Raw genomic sequence first — 13,059 nt, 5'->3', positions numbered from 1 at the left:
CCGACAAGTATAGACCGGGGGGAGGTTGCAGGCTACAAGTGGTAAGCGGCAGGTTGGAAGCTACAAGCTACAAGCTACTAAGCGGAAAGCCATGAGCTTTTTCTTGCAGCTTAAAGCTTGCAACTTGTAGCTTCAGACCTTCCCGCTTTTGGTTGAGGCTACAAGCCTCTCCAGCCTCGCCTCAAGCCGCCGCTTTATCTCCGTCTCGATATGCGGGGCAAAGTCGTCGATCACGTCTTGCATGATCAACTGCGCCGCAGCCCGTAGTTCGGTGTCCAGATGCAGCAGGGCATCGGGATTCGGGCGGGTTTCGGGTTCAGGGGCTGGCTGGGGCTCTGCCGCTTGTTGTACGGGGTGTTGTACGGGCGTATCGGGCAGCAGAGTCGGAATGTCCGGATTGTCGAAATCCATTTCCAGTGTCATGTCGGGTTTTGTGCCGACCACATCGAACAGCAACGGGATCTGGCCTTCGCGGTGAACCGTGTCGGTCAGCAAGGGCGGTTGCAGGTTGTCATCGCCGAGCAGTTGGCGGATCGATTCAAGGTCGTCCAGCAGGAGCGCAGGTTCAGCTTTTTTTGAAGTATCCATCGTGTACTCAAAGACGCTGTAGTCGGTGATCTTGCGGAGGATAACCCTGTTCGCGGTAGGAGCGGAAACTCTCTCGTGCCGCCAGACGTATTGCAGGCTCTTCCACGACCACTTCGGCCACACGGGCGAAGCGCTTGAAGAAGGCCGGGATGCGCAGGTCGAGGTTGACCAGCAGGTCCTGATGTTGCCCGGGATCGTCACCAAGCCCCAGTACTACCGGTGCGTCGTGATCGCTTTCGGCCTCGCCATGAGGCAGGAAGACTTCACCCTTGAAGCGCCAGAGCCGGGCATCGAGGTCTTCGCGCTGGGCGTTGTCGCTGCAATGCAGATAAACCTTGTGGCCCAGGCGCCAGGCTTTTTCCGTCAGCTTGCAGGCGAAGTCCAGGCGTGCCGCAGGATCGGCGCTGGGGAGAATGTAAAAGTCGACTTGAGTCATTTCTGTTCCTGTGCAAGCGACGTATCGACCGCCAAGCCGATACGTCGCAAGGCATCTTATGCGCCAGCGCGATCCAGCAGGTATTGGGTCAGCAGCGGAACCGGACGACCGGTTGCGCCTTTGTCCTTGCCACCGCTCAGCCATGCCGTGCCGGCGATGTCCAGGTGCGCCCAGTCATAGGCCTTGGCGAAGCGCGACAGGAAGCAGGCTGCGGTGATGGTGCCGCCTTTCGGGCCGCCGATGTTGGCGATGTCCGCGAACGGGCTGTCCAGTTGCTCCTGATACTCGTCGAACAACGGCAGTTGCCAGGCACGGTCATCGGCCAGTTTGCCAGCGTCCAGCAGTTGATTGATCAGCACGTCGTTGTTGCCCAGCAGGCCGGAAGTGTGGCCGCCCAGTGCAACCACGCAAGCGCCGGTCAGGGTCGCGATATCGATGACCGCCTGCGGCTTGAAGCGCTCGGCGTAGGTCAGGGCATCGCACAGTACCAGACGGCCTTCGGCGTCGGTGTTGAGGATCTCGACGGTCTGGCCGCTCATGGTCTTGACGATATCGCCCGGACGGGTTGCGGTGCCGCTTGGCATGTTCTCGGCGCAGGCCAGGATGCAAACCAGATTGATCGGCAGTTGTAGTTCAAGCACGGCGCGCAGGGTGCCGAATACGCTGGCGGCACCGCACATGTCGAACTTCATCTCGTCCATGCCAGCGGCCGGCTTGATGCTGATGCCGCCGGTGTCGAAGGTGATGCCTTTACCGACCAGCACGAAAGGTTTTTCGCTCTTCTTGCCGCCCTGATAGTTCATGACGATCAGGCGTGGAGGCTGGGCGCTGCCTTGTGCGACGGCCAGGAAAGAACCCATGCCCAGTTCTGCCAGTTTCTTCTCGTCGTGGACTTCGACTTTCAGATTCTTGTGAGCCTTGCCCAGTGCCTTGGCTTCTTCGCCCAGGTAAACCGGGTGACAGATGTTCGGCGGCAGGTTGCCCAGGTCGCGGGTGAAAGCCATGCCTTTGGCGATGGCCTGGGCGTGGGTCGCTGCGCGCTCGACATCGGCAACACTGGCCTTGGCGGTCAGCAGGGTGATTTTCTTCAGGGCGCGAGGTTCGGCTTTCTGGCTCTTGAAGCGGTCGAACACGTATTCGCCGTCAGCCAGGGTTTCGACCAGCAGGCGAGCCTTGCCGTAAGTGTCGCGATTCTTCACCGCTACCTGATCCAGCGCGATGGCTGCATCGCTGCCGCCCAGCCCCTTGAGGGTCGAGAGCACGCTGGCGATGACTTTCTTGAATTGACGATCCGACAGTTCGGTTTCCTTGCCGATCCCTACCAGCAGGACGCGCTCGGCCTTGAGGTTGGGCAGGCTGTGCAGCAACAGGCTCTGGCCAACCTTGCCTGCCAGATCCCCGCGTTTGAGAACGGCGGCAATGGCGCCGCCGCTTAGCGCGTCTACGCTTTGAGCAGCAGCGCTCAGAACGCGATTTTCGCCCACTGCAACCACCAGGGTGGCGGTCTTCAAGGTTTCTGGGCTTACGCTTTTAACAACCAATTCCATGTCGGGTCCCCGAATAGACTGCGAGCTTTCGCAAAATGAATGATGTGTGCGGCAAATCGAGGCCTTTTGCAGCCGGTGCCAGCGTCAAGCCTTGCAGTTTGACCCCGCTTTGCAGCCGCTGACAACCCCGAAAAACCGCTTCTACGGTCTGTGTAGGAAGTTGTTGTGAGATCTATCCAGACCGCGCAGTGACAGGAACACCCAATCACAGGATAATGCCGCATATTTTTTGGCGGCTCGCACCTTTGCCGGGTGTGAATGTCTGGTTGCCGTGGCTCATTTTTTCTTGTTTGGCTGCCTGAGCCTGACAACTCTGGAGTGTCTGGTTTGATTGTCTTCCGTTATCTGTCCCGAGAAGTGCTGATCACCTTGAGCGCGGTAAGCGCCGTATTGCTGGTGATCATCATGAGCGGGCGTTTCATCAAGTATCTGGCCCAGGCTGCGTCGGGTGCGCTCGATCCGGGCGTGCTCTTCATGATCATGGGGTTTCGCCTGCCGGGCTTCCTGCAACTGATCCTGCCGCTGGGTCTGTTCCTCGGTATTCTGCTGGCGTATGGCCGTCTGTACCTGGAAAGTGAAATGACCGTGCTCGCCGCTACCGGCATGAGCCAGCAGCGTCTGCTCGCGATCACCATGGCACCGGCAGCCGTTGTGGCACTGCTGGTTGCCTGGCTGAGCTTCAGCCTCGCGCCGCAAGGTGCAACCCAGTTCTCGCTGCTGATCAACAAGCAGGATGCGATGACCGAGTTCGACACCCTGGTGCCAGGACGTTTTCAGGCGTTGCGCGACGGCACACGGGTCACTTACACCCAGGAGCTGTCAGAAGACCGCACCAATCTGAGTGGTGTGTTCATTTCCGAGCGGCGTGTTCCCGCCGACACGACCAAGGAGCCGAGCATCACGGTATTGGTGGCCGACAAGGGGCACCAGGAAGTGCGTGCCGATGGCAGCCGTTTCCTGATTCTGGAAAACGGCTATCGCTACGACGGTAATCCAGGCGAGGCCGATTACCGTGCGATCAAGTACGACATCTATGGCGCGATGCTGCCCAAGCCGGAAATCAGCGAGGAAATCACCGACCGCGAAGCCATTCCCACCAGTGAGCTGATCGGCAACGACACGCCGCGCTACCGGGCCGAATTGCAGTGGCGTATCTCGCTGCCGATCCTGGTCTTCATCGTGACCTTGATGGCAGTGCCGCTGGCGCGGGTCAATCCGCGTCAGGGGCGTTATCTGAAACTGCTGCCGGCGATTCTGCTTTACATGTCCTACCTGACAATCCTGATTGCCGTGCGCGGTGCCCTGGAGAAAGGCAAGCTGCCGATCGGCCTTGGCATGTGGTGGGTCCACGGGATTTTCCTGCTGGTGGGTCTGGCGTTGATTTACTGGGAGCCATTGCGGCTGAAAATGGCGAGTCGCCGTAGCGTAGCGGAGGTGGCTCGTGGTTAAGCTCGACCGATATATTGGCAAGAGTGTATTTCTGGCGATCCTGGCGGTATTGGGGATCATTCTGGGCCTTGCTTCGCTGTTCGCCTTCATCGACGAGATGGGTGATATCAGCGACAGCTACACCCTGATGGACGCTGGCAGTTTCGTTCTCATGACTGCTCCGCGGCGGGTGTACGACATGCTGCCGATGGCGGCCCTGATCGGTTGCCTGATCGGTCTGGGCACGCTGGCCAGCAGCAGTGAACTGACCATCATGCGCGCAGCCGGCGTGTCCATTGCGCGCATCGTCTGGGCGGTCATGAAACCCATGCTGTTCCTGATGGCTGCGGGTGTTCTGGTGGGCGAGTATGTTGCGCCCTACGCGGAAAACCAGGCGCAGGCCGCCCGTTCGCTGGCTCAGGGCAGCGGCGACTCGCAGAGTGCCAAGCATGGTTTGTGGCACCGTCAGGGTGACGAGTTCATCCACATCAACACGGTTCAGCCCAACGGGTTGATGTACGGCGTGACACGTTATCGCTTCGATGAGCAGCACCATATGCTGACCTCAAGCTTCGCCAGACAAGCCAACTACATGACGGATTACTGGGAGCTCAAAGACGTCTCTACCACGTATTTCCGTGATGGCAGCACCGAAGTCATCAAGACCCCGGTCGAGCGCTGGGAAGTGTCCCTCAGCCCGCAACTGTTGAGCACGGTCATCATGCCTCCTGAATCGCTGTCGATTTCCGGGCTCTGGAGCTACGCGCACTATCTGGCAGAGCAAGGCTTGAGCAATGGCCGTTACTGGCTGGCTTTCTGGACCAAGGTCCTGCAGCCGCTGGTGACTGTGGCGCTGGTGCTGATGGCGATCTCGTTCATCTTCGGTCCGCTGCGTTCGGTGACCCTGGGGCAGCGTGTGTTCACCGGTGTGCTGGTCGGCTTTACCTTCCGCATCATCCAGGACCTGCTTGGCCCGTCGAGTCTGGTGTTCGGTTTCTCGCCGCTGTTCGCGGTGCTGGTGCCGGCAGCTGCTTGTGCTCTTGCGGGTGTGCTGTTGTTGCGCCGCGCCGGATAAGCGACTCCCTGAATCGAAAAAGCCGACGTGAGTCGGCTTTTTCATGGGCGCTTACTTCTGTTTGGGCACCCGCACCAATCGGGTGTTGGAATACATGTCGTGCCAGGTACGCTGTTGCTTGTCGAACAGGCTCCAGATAAAGCCCAGCCCTACGCACAGCCATGAAGCGATAGAGACGATAAAGCGCAGCAGTGCCTGCATCAGGCTGATGGCGGTGCCGTCGGCGTTCTGTACGCGAATGCCCCATACCTGCATGCCCAGTGTCTGGCCGCCATGGGTCCAGAATTTGGCGAAGAAGCCGAAGGTGGCAAGCAGGAGAATGGAGGAGAGCAAGGGGTCGCCATCCAGTGAACCGGATTCGGTCAGGGCGCGCAGTCTGGCTTCACCGATGAAAGCCATCAGCACCAGCTTGTAGATGAATGCGGTAACCAGTTGCAGGGCGAAGCAGAGGAGGGCGTCGTAACAGATGGCGGCCAGGCGTCGAGCGAGGCTGGCGGGCGCGAAATCGCCTTGCGGTCGAAGCAGGTGTTTGGGCATCGCGAAGTTCTCGATCACGGTAAAGACCGCATCTTACGAAATCGCGCTGATAAAAAAGCCCCTGAGATCAATAATCAGGGGCTTTTCGGGTTTCAGCTATTAAGCTTCTGCCTGCACTTCATCAGCCTGCATGCCTTTTTGGCCCTGCACTGCAATGAAGGTTACCTTCTGGCCTTCTTTCAGGCTCTTGAAGCCGTTACCTTGAATTGCGCGGAAATGTACGAACAGATCCGGACCGCTTTCTGGAGTGATAAAACCAAAACCTTTTTCGTCGTTGAACCACTTGACGGTGCCGCTCTGACGTTGGGACATTTTCTTATTTCCTTGACGCTTGAATTGATGACAGCCTCTTTCACACGAAAGAGTACTGGGGCTGGTTGCAAGAAGTAAGAAACGTAGAACGGGATGTAGCAACGCTTTGAGCTACTGCCCAGGTCCAGATTCAGCGACCTATGCAAACACAGTCAGGAAACTCTACGCCAACTCTCGTTACAAAAACAAGCCCCGCTTTGTCCCTTGTTTCCTTGGCTGCAACTGATGTGCAGCGATCTTTCACCCAGGCTGAAAAACTGCCCGTTTTTGGCTCGTCGTGCCCGTTGGCGGGGCATTTTTTCAATGGCAGAAACCCTGTTGCGCGCCTCTTGTTAAAGAGTCATGCAGCAGGGTTATTACGCCATGAATAATTGCTGTTTTTTTGACGCTGTTATTTGCCGCGGAAGTAACGCTGTGCAACAAAAGGCATTTTACTCACCAGCATCGCAACCTTCTTGCCGCGCACGACAGCCCAGACTGGCGTATCCAGCGCAGTGAAGCGGCTGTCCAGATAACCCATCGCCAGAGGACTGCCCAGGCTTGGGCCAAAACCGCCACTGCAAACGCTGCCGATTGTCTGGCCTTCTGCATCGACGATTTGTGAGCCTTCACGCACCGGCGTACGTTCCTGTGGCAACAGACCGACACGTTTTTTATCCACTGCGGCCTGTTGCTGGGCAAATATTTTTTCTGCTCCGGGGAATCCGCCAGCCCGAACGCCATCGGCGCGCCTTGCCTTGGATATCGCCCACAACAGGCTGGCTTCGACAGGGGATGTCTCGGTGTTCATGTCGTGGCCGTACAGGCAAAGACCGGCTTCCAGGCGCAGTGAGTCTCGGGCACCCAGACCGATCGGAGCCACTTCCGGCTCCTCCAGCAGACGACGCGCCAGGGCTTCGGCCTGAGCGACCGGAACCGAGATTTCATAGCCGTCTTCGCCGGTGTAGCCAGAACGGCTGACATAGCAGCCAACGCCCAGCAACGTGATGCTGGCGAACTGCATGAAGGTCATGTCTGCCACTTGCGGTGCCAGGCGTGCGAGCACTGTGGCAGCCTGCGGGCCTTGAAGGGCGAGCAGGGCGCGCTCTTCAAACAGTGGCTCTATGGTGCATTGAGACGCCAGGTGTTTGCGCAGGTGTGCCAGGTCTTCGTTCTTGCAGGCGGCATTGACCACCAGCATCAATTGATCGTTGCCCAGGTTGGCGACCATCAGGTCATCGAGAATGCCGCCGTTCTCGTTGGTGAACATCGCATAACGCTGCATGCCGACCGGCAGGTCGATGATATCCACCGGGACCAGGGTTTCCAGCGCCTGTGCGGCACCGGCACCGGTCAGGAGAATCTGGCCCATGTGCGACACATCGAACAGGCCGGCTTTTTCACGGGTGTGCAGGTGCTCTTTCATCACGCCAGCCGGGTATTGCACGGGCATGTCGTAACCGGCGAAGGGCACCATTTTGGCGCCGAGTTCACGGTGCAGGGCGTGTAGCGGGGTGGTCAGCAATTGTTCTGTGGGCATGATGGGTTCCATATACAAGAGAAGGCCTTCGCGAATGAATTCGCTCCTGCAGGAGGAGCGTTCTTCGCGAAGGCTGGGCGATCACGCCTCTTGGTAGCTTTCGATGGACGGGCAGGCGCAGACCAGATTGCGGTCGCCGAACACGTTGTCGACACGACCGACAGGGGGCCAGTATTTGCCTTCGATCAGCGACTCGACCGGATACACGGCCTGTTCGCGGCTGTATGGATGGCTCCATTGACCGACGATTTCGGCGGCTGTGTGCGGAGCGTTTTTCAGCGGGTTGTCATCCTTGTCCAGAGTGCCGTTCTCGACCGCGTGGATTTCTTCGCGGATCTTGATCATGGCCTCGCAGAAACGGTCCAGTTCTTCCTTGGATTCACTTTCGGTCGGCTCGATCATCAAGGTACCGGCCACCGGGAACGACATGGTCGGTGCGTGGAAGCCGAAGTCGATCAGGCGCTTGGCGACGTCATCGACGCTGATGCCACTGGTTTCCTTGAGCGGGCGCAGGTCCAGAATGCATTCGTGTGCCACCAGACCGTTGCTGCCGGTATAGAGCACCGGGTAATGGTCTTCCAGGCGACGGGAAATGTAGTTGGCATTGAGAATCGCCAGTTGCGAAGCGCGTTTGAGGCCTTCGCCGCCCATCATGCGAATGTACATCCAGGTGATTGGCAGAATGCTCGCGCTGCCGAACGGAGCTGCGCAGACTGCGCCTTCCTTGCGCTCCATATGGCCGTGGCCGGGCAGGAACGGTGTCAGGTGCGATTTCACGCCGATCGGGCCGACACCCGGGCCGCCACCGCCGTGGGGGATGCAGAAGGTCTTGTGCAGGTTCAGGTGCGAAACGTCGCCGCCGAACTTGCCCGGTGCGCAGAGGCCGACCATGGCGTTCATGTTGGCGCCGTCGATGTAAACCTGGCCGCCGTTGTCATGGATGATGCCGCAGATTTCACGGATGCCTTCCTCGAACACGCCATGGGTCGACGGATAGGTGATCATCAGTGCAGCCAGTTGGTCGCGGTGTTCGATGGCCTTGGCGCGCAGGTCTTCGATATCGACGTTGCCGCGTGCATCACAGGCAGTCACGACTACGCGCATGCCAGCCATATGGGCGGTGGCCGGGTTGGTGCCGTGGGCGGACGATGGGATCAGGCAGATATCGCGGGCTTCATCGCCACGGCTCTGGTGATAGGCGCGGATCGCCAGCAGGCCAGCGTATTCGCCTTGTGAACCGGCGTTGGGTTGCAGGGAAATGGCGTCGTAACCGGTGGCGGCGCAGAGCATCGTTTCCAGTTCGCTGGTCAGTTGCTGGTAACCGGCGCTTTGCTCGGCAGGCGCGAACGGGTGCAGGTTGCCGAACTCGGCCCAGGTGACCGGGATCATTTCGCTGGCGGCGTTGAGCTTCATGGTGCAGGAGCCCAGCGGGATCATAGTGCGGTCCAGAGCCAGGTCCTTGTCTGCCAGCTTGCGCAGGTAGCGCATCAGCTCGGTTTCGGAGTGATAGCGGTTGAAGACCGGATGGCTGAGGATTGCCGATTGACGACGCAGGGCCTTGGGCAGATACGACTTGGCGCTGCTGGCCAGGGTGGCGAAGTCCGGCAGGCTCTGGCCATCGGCGGCAAAGATCGTCCACAGGGTTTCGATGGCCGACTGCGAAGTGGTTTCGTCGAAAGACAGGCCCAGGTATTCGGCGTTGATTTCCCGCAGGTTGATATGTTGCGCGCGGGCCTTGCTGTGCAGCGAGGCGGTTTTGGCGCCGGTATTGATTGTCAGGCTGTCGAAGAAGAACTCCTGCTCGACCTTCAGGCCTAGCTGGTTCAAGCCTTCAGCGAAGATCGCCGTCATGCGATGCACGCGATTGGCGATTTGCGTCAGGCCAGCAGGCCCGTGGTAGACGGCATACATGCTGGCGATGTTGGCCAGCAGCACTTGCGCGGTGCAGATGTTGCTGGTGGCTTTCTCGCGACGGATATGTTGCTCGCGGGTCTGCATGGCCAGACGCAGAGCCTGTTTACCGTGGCGGTCCACCGATACACCGACCAGACGGCCGGGCATGTCGCGCTTGAATGCATCGCGGGTGGAGAAATAGGCCGCATGCGGGCCACCGAAGCCCAGCGGCACGCCGAAACGCTGGGCGCTGCCGATGGCCACGTCGGCACCGAATTCACCCGGCGGAGTCAGCAGGGTCAGGGCCAGCAGATCGGCTGCAACCGCCACCAGCGCGTTGGCGCTGTGGAAGCGTTCGATCAGTTCGCGATAGTCGAATACATCGCCATTGCTGGCCGGGTATTGCAGCAGCGCACCGAAGTAGTCGCTGACATCGCCCAGTTCCGCTTCATCGGCCACTACAACGGTGATACCCAATGGCTCGGCGCGGGTGCGCAGCACGTCCAGGGTTTGTGGATGGCAGTGGGCCGAGGCGAAGAAGTGCTGGCTGCTTTTGTTCTTGCTCAGGCGCTTGCAGAAGGTCATGGCCTCCGCGGCGGCGGTGGCTTCATCCAGCAGCGAGGCGTTGGCGATGGGCAGGCCGGTGAGGTCGCTGATCAGGGTCTGGAAGTTGAGCAGCGATTCCAGGCGGCCCTGGGAAATCTCTGGCTGGTAAGGCGTGTAGGCGGTGTACCAGGCCGGGTTTTCCAGCAGGTTGCGCAGGATCGGAGCCGGTGTGTGAGTGTTGTAGTAACCCTGGCCGATGTAGGTCTTGAACAACTGGTTCTTGCTGGCGATGGCCTTGATCGAAGCCAGGGCATCGGCTTCGCTCTGGCCAGCCGGCAGGTTCAGCACGCTGGTGCCCTTGATGCTCTGCGGGATCACGCTTTCGCTCAGCGCTTCGATGGAGTCGAAGCCCAGGGTTTGCAGCATGGCTTGCTCGTCGCTGGCGCGCGGGCCGATGTGGCGGGCAATGAATTCGTTGGCGGTGCTCAGTTCGATAGAGTCAGTCATGTCTCGCTCCTCAGGCTTCAGCGTTGGCTTTGATCAGTCGGTCGTAGGCGTCCTGATCCAACAGGCCGTGAATGGCATTGACGTCTTGCGGGATGAAACGAAAGAACCAGCCGGCGCCGAGCGCGTCTTCATTGACCAGTTCAGGAGTGGCGTCGAGGGCGGAATTGACTTCGACCACCTCACCGTCCAGCGGCATGTTGATGCTGCTGGCAGCTTTTACCGATTCCACGACCGAGACTTCGGCGTGTTGAGTGTAGGCCTGTAATTCCGGGAGCTGCACAAAGACCACATCGCCGAGCGATTCCTGTGCATAAGGCGTGATGCCTACCGTGACACTGCCATCGGCTTCGGCCCGCAGCCATTCGTGTTCAACGGTGAATCGCAACTCGCTCATAACAACTCCTCAAGGGTAAAGGCCGCGGCTGATGCCGGCATAATGAAAAGCTCAGTAGCAATTTTGCGGCCAATATAAATTTATTGTTTTAAATCAATGGCTTGAGATGTTTTTGAGGGCGAGGGATCTAGAAGGCTGTAGCGAAATCGATACAGCGATGGAGGGCTGCAAAATTCCCGTGGGATCAAAGCCTTGCTGGCTGGGGATCGGGGAGGTGTGGATCGAATTCGTTACGATGGAATGATTTTGTTACGTTTCTTCGCGAATTCATTCGCGAAAAGGTCGGCCACTATTTCCCGATCCCGTACTTGCGCAACCGATGGGCAATCGCGGTATGCGAGGTATGCAGCCGTGCCGCCAGTTGGCGGGTCGAGGGGTAATCGGCATAAAGCTTCTGCAGCAGCTCACGCTCGAAATCTTCGACAGCCTTTTCAAGGCTGCCGACTTCGCCATCGTTCTGGCGGGCGACGGCGGTGCCTGCGATGTCCAGGTCGCCAATGTCCACCAGCGTGCTTTCGCTGATGGCGGCGGCGCGGAAGATCACGTTCTGCAACTGGCGCACGTTGCCCGGCCAGCGGTTGCCCAGCAAGGCGGGGTAAGTACCGGTTGCCAGGCGACACACCGGGCGCTGGATCTGGGTGCAGGCCTGTTCCATGAAATAGCGGGCCAGCAGCAGAATGTCCTGCCCGCGCTCGCGCAGTGGCGGGACTTCCAGGTTCAGCACGTTCAGGCGATAGAACAGGTCTTCACGAAAGGTACCTTCGCTGACCATCTTTTCCAGATCGCGATGGGTGGCGCTCAGGATGCGCACATTGACCCTGACTTCCCGGTCCCCGCCCACCCGCCTGAAGCTGCCGTCGTTGAGAAAACGCAGCAGCTTGGCTTGCAGATAAGGCGACATTTCGCCTATTTCATCTAGAAACACGGTGCCTTGGTTGGCCAGTTCCATCAGCCCCGGCTTGCCGCCGCGCTGGGCTCCGGTGAACGCGCCGGGTGCATAGCCGAACAGCTCGCTTTCAGCCAGGTTTTCCGGGAGCGCCGCGCAGTTGAGTGCCAGGAAGGGCTCACCATGGCGAGCGCTGCTGGCGTGACAGGCACGGGCGACCAGCTCCTTGCCGGTGCCGGTTTCGCCCTGAATCAACAAGGGCGCATCCAGCGCGGCGACTCGCTGGGCGCGGGCCTTGAGGATGCGGATGGCGGGGGATTCTCCCAGCAGGGCATCGAAGCCTTCTGCATGGTCATGATGCAATGCCGACAGGCGCTCACCGATCCGGCTGGGCAGGTACAGCGTCAGCAAGGCACCTGCTTCGGTAATGGGCGTTGCGTCCAGCAGCAAGGCTTCGCCATTGAGCGTGACCTCGCGCATGGGCAGGCGAAAACCGTTTTCCAGCAGCGTGGCTTGCAGGCTTGGGTCGGCGAACAGTTCGCCTATGGGCTCGCCTTCAGGTTCACGGCCAATCAGCGCGATCAGCGCCGGGTTGGCCAGCAGCACGTGCCCGGCACTGTCGAGTGCCAGCACCGGGTCGGTCATGGCGGCGAGCAGGGCATCGAGTTGCAGGTGGCGACGCTGGCCGGGAAGGATATCCACGACGGTAATCGCTTCGACACCGCGTACCCGGAACAACGCATCCTTGAGCTCTTCGAGCATCTGAGGGCTCAGGGTCGGCGCATCGATGTAAACGTTGGGCGGCACCATCTCAACAGCATCGAGATTCAGATTGCGTCCACCCAGAATGGCCAGCACTTCCTGGGTGATACCGACGCGGTCGATGAAGCAGACATGGATGCGCATGAGGCGTTATGGGTTCTGGGCTGCGAGGGTGGCCAGTATGCCTTGCCGGGGTGTTTGTTGATACGCCGTCGCGGCCAAGGCCCCTCCCACAAAATCGTTATTCCAGATGCTCAGGCTTCACAGGCTCACCCGGTTTGGCATTCAGCTTTTCGCGCACGTCCTTGAACATCCTGTCGTAGTCCTTGTGCAGGTCGATGGGCATTGCGGCGAGGTTGGGCAGGCCGTGTTTCATGCCGATGCGCCCTGCGTCATGGGCGAAATTGAAGGCCAGATCCCTTGGTAACTGAAACTCTTCAGAGAAGGCCTTGCCGTTGATCTCGCCTTGCATGGTGAAGTGCATGCAGGTTCCTTCCTCGGGATCTTCGCGCACTTCGTAATGGACATGAATGTCGTAGCTGAACCCTGAGCGTTGCAGGGCCGCGTGGGTGATGTGCAGATGACCTGGCTCAAACATTGAGGTCGCTCCGTCAGAAATTGAAAGTGTA

General features: G+C 59.4%; 12 protein-coding genes. 2 read left to right on the top strand and 10 right to left on the bottom strand.

The window, feature by feature from the left end; translation table 11 throughout:
- Positions 1-132 precede the first annotated feature (132 nt).
- The 3 genes from ACODS3_RS20965 to ACODS3_RS20955 are packed head-to-tail and all read right to left on the bottom strand — an operon-like array spanning position 133 to position 2,571.
- On the bottom strand, positions 133-588 hold the full coding sequence (locus tag ACODS3_RS20965; RefSeq protein ID WP_201018059.1) for a DNA polymerase III subunit chi: 456 nt from the start codon (positions 586-588) through the stop codon (positions 133-135).
- A gap of 7 nt (positions 589-595) precedes the next feature.
- Positions 596-1,024: a DNA polymerase III subunit chi gene (locus tag ACODS3_RS20960; protein ID WP_201006018.1), complete on the bottom strand. Its 429-nt coding sequence runs from the start codon at positions 1,022-1,024 to the stop codon at positions 596-598.
- Between the two features lie 56 nt (positions 1,025-1,080).
- Positions 1,081-2,571, bottom strand: a complete 1,491-nt coding sequence (locus tag ACODS3_RS20955; protein WP_489036085.1) for a leucyl aminopeptidase — start codon at positions 2,569-2,571, stop codon at positions 1,081-1,083.
- Positions 2,572-2,898: 327 nt separating this feature from the next.
- Here ACODS3_RS20955 and lptF point away from each other — a divergent pair, with 327 nt between their 5' ends.
- On the top strand, positions 2,899-4,020 hold the full coding sequence (gene lptF, locus ACODS3_RS20950; protein ID WP_489036083.1) for an LPS export ABC transporter permease LptF: 1,122 nt from the start codon (positions 2,899-2,901) through the stop codon (positions 4,018-4,020).
- Positions 4,013-5,074: an LPS export ABC transporter permease LptG gene (lptG, locus tag ACODS3_RS20945; RefSeq protein WP_201006012.1), complete on the top strand. Its 1,062-nt coding sequence runs from the start codon at positions 4,013-4,015 to the stop codon at positions 5,072-5,074. Before lptF ends, lptG begins: the two co-directional genes overlap by 8 nt.
- Before the next feature lie 51 nt (positions 5,075-5,125).
- Here the strand turns inward: lptG and ACODS3_RS20940 are convergent, their stop codons facing one another.
- The 7 genes from ACODS3_RS20940 to ACODS3_RS20910 all read right to left on the bottom strand — a co-directional run bounded on the left by ACODS3_RS20940 (position 5,126) and on the right by ACODS3_RS20910 (position 13,028).
- Positions 5,126-5,611 (bottom strand): RDD family protein, encoded by a 486-nt coding sequence (locus tag ACODS3_RS20940; RefSeq protein ID WP_201018100.1) that lies wholly within the window; start codon positions 5,609-5,611, stop codon positions 5,126-5,128.
- A gap of 99 nt (positions 5,612-5,710) precedes the next feature.
- Complete coding sequence (locus ACODS3_RS20935; RefSeq protein WP_007977299.1) at positions 5,711-5,923, bottom strand: cold-shock protein; 213 nt, start codon at positions 5,921-5,923, stop codon at positions 5,711-5,713.
- Positions 5,924-6,314: 391 nt separating this feature from the next.
- The gene (gene gcvT, locus ACODS3_RS20930) at positions 6,315-7,442 is read right to left on the bottom strand and encodes a glycine cleavage system aminomethyltransferase GcvT (protein WP_201018054.1); all 1,128 of its coding nucleotides are present in this window, start codon (positions 7,440-7,442) and stop codon (positions 6,315-6,317) included.
- 81 nt (positions 7,443-7,523) lie between these two features.
- The gene (gcvP, locus tag ACODS3_RS20925; protein WP_304575445.1) at positions 7,524-10,388 is read right to left on the bottom strand and encodes an aminomethyl-transferring glycine dehydrogenase; all 2,865 of its coding nucleotides are present in this window, start codon (positions 10,386-10,388) and stop codon (positions 7,524-7,526) included.
- A 10-nt stretch (positions 10,389-10,398) separates the two neighbouring features.
- Entirely contained in the window at positions 10,399-10,782 is a 384-nt protein-coding gene (gene gcvH / locus ACODS3_RS20920) for a glycine cleavage system protein GcvH (protein WP_201018052.1), read from the bottom strand.
- Between the two features lie 289 nt (positions 10,783-11,071).
- Positions 11,072-12,574: a sigma-54-dependent transcriptional regulator gene (locus tag ACODS3_RS20915; RefSeq protein WP_201018051.1), complete on the bottom strand. Its 1,503-nt coding sequence runs from the start codon at positions 12,572-12,574 to the stop codon at positions 11,072-11,074.
- A 97-nt stretch (positions 12,575-12,671) separates the two neighbouring features.
- Positions 12,672-13,028, bottom strand: a complete 357-nt coding sequence (locus ACODS3_RS20910) for a DUF5064 family protein (protein ID WP_201006002.1) — start codon at positions 13,026-13,028, stop codon at positions 12,672-12,674.
- Positions 13,029-13,059 lie beyond the last annotated feature (31 nt).

This window comes from Pseudomonas sp. FG43 (assembly GCF_057809175.1).
This window is presented reverse-complemented; position numbering and strand designations above follow the sequence as displayed.

Coding starts and splice junctions, on each gene's coding strand:
- ACODS3_RS20910 (WP_201006002.1), bottom strand. CDS start 13,028: ATGTTTGAGCCAGGTCATCTGCACATCACCCACGCGGCCCTGCAACGC.
- gcvP (WP_304575445.1), bottom strand. CDS start 10,388: ATGACTGACTCTATCGAACTGAGCACCGCCAACGAATTCATTGCCCGC.
- ACODS3_RS20955 (WP_489036085.1), bottom strand. CDS start 2,571: ATGGAATTGGTTGTTAAAAGCGTAAGCCCAGAAACCTTGAAGACCGCC.
- ACODS3_RS20940 (WP_201018100.1), bottom strand. CDS start 5,611: ATGCCCAAACACCTGCTTCGACCGCAAGGCGATTTCGCGCCCGCCAGC.
- gcvT (WP_201018054.1), bottom strand. CDS start 7,442: ATGCCCACAGAACAATTGCTGACCACCCCGCTACACGCCCTGCACCGT.
- gcvH (WP_201018052.1), bottom strand. CDS start 10,782: ATGAGCGAGTTGCGATTCACCGTTGAACACGAATGGCTGCGGGCCGAA.
- ACODS3_RS20935 (WP_007977299.1), bottom strand. CDS start 5,923: ATGTCCCAACGTCAGAGCGGCACCGTCAAGTGGTTCAACGACGAAAAA.
- ACODS3_RS20965 (WP_201018059.1), bottom strand. CDS start 588: ATGGATACTTCAAAAAAAGCTGAACCTGCGCTCCTGCTGGACGACCTT.
- ACODS3_RS20915 (WP_201018051.1), bottom strand. CDS start 12,574: ATGCGCATCCATGTCTGCTTCATCGACCGCGTCGGTATCACCCAGGAA.
- ACODS3_RS20960 (WP_201006018.1), bottom strand. CDS start 1,024: ATGACTCAAGTCGACTTTTACATTCTCCCCAGCGCCGATCCTGCGGCA.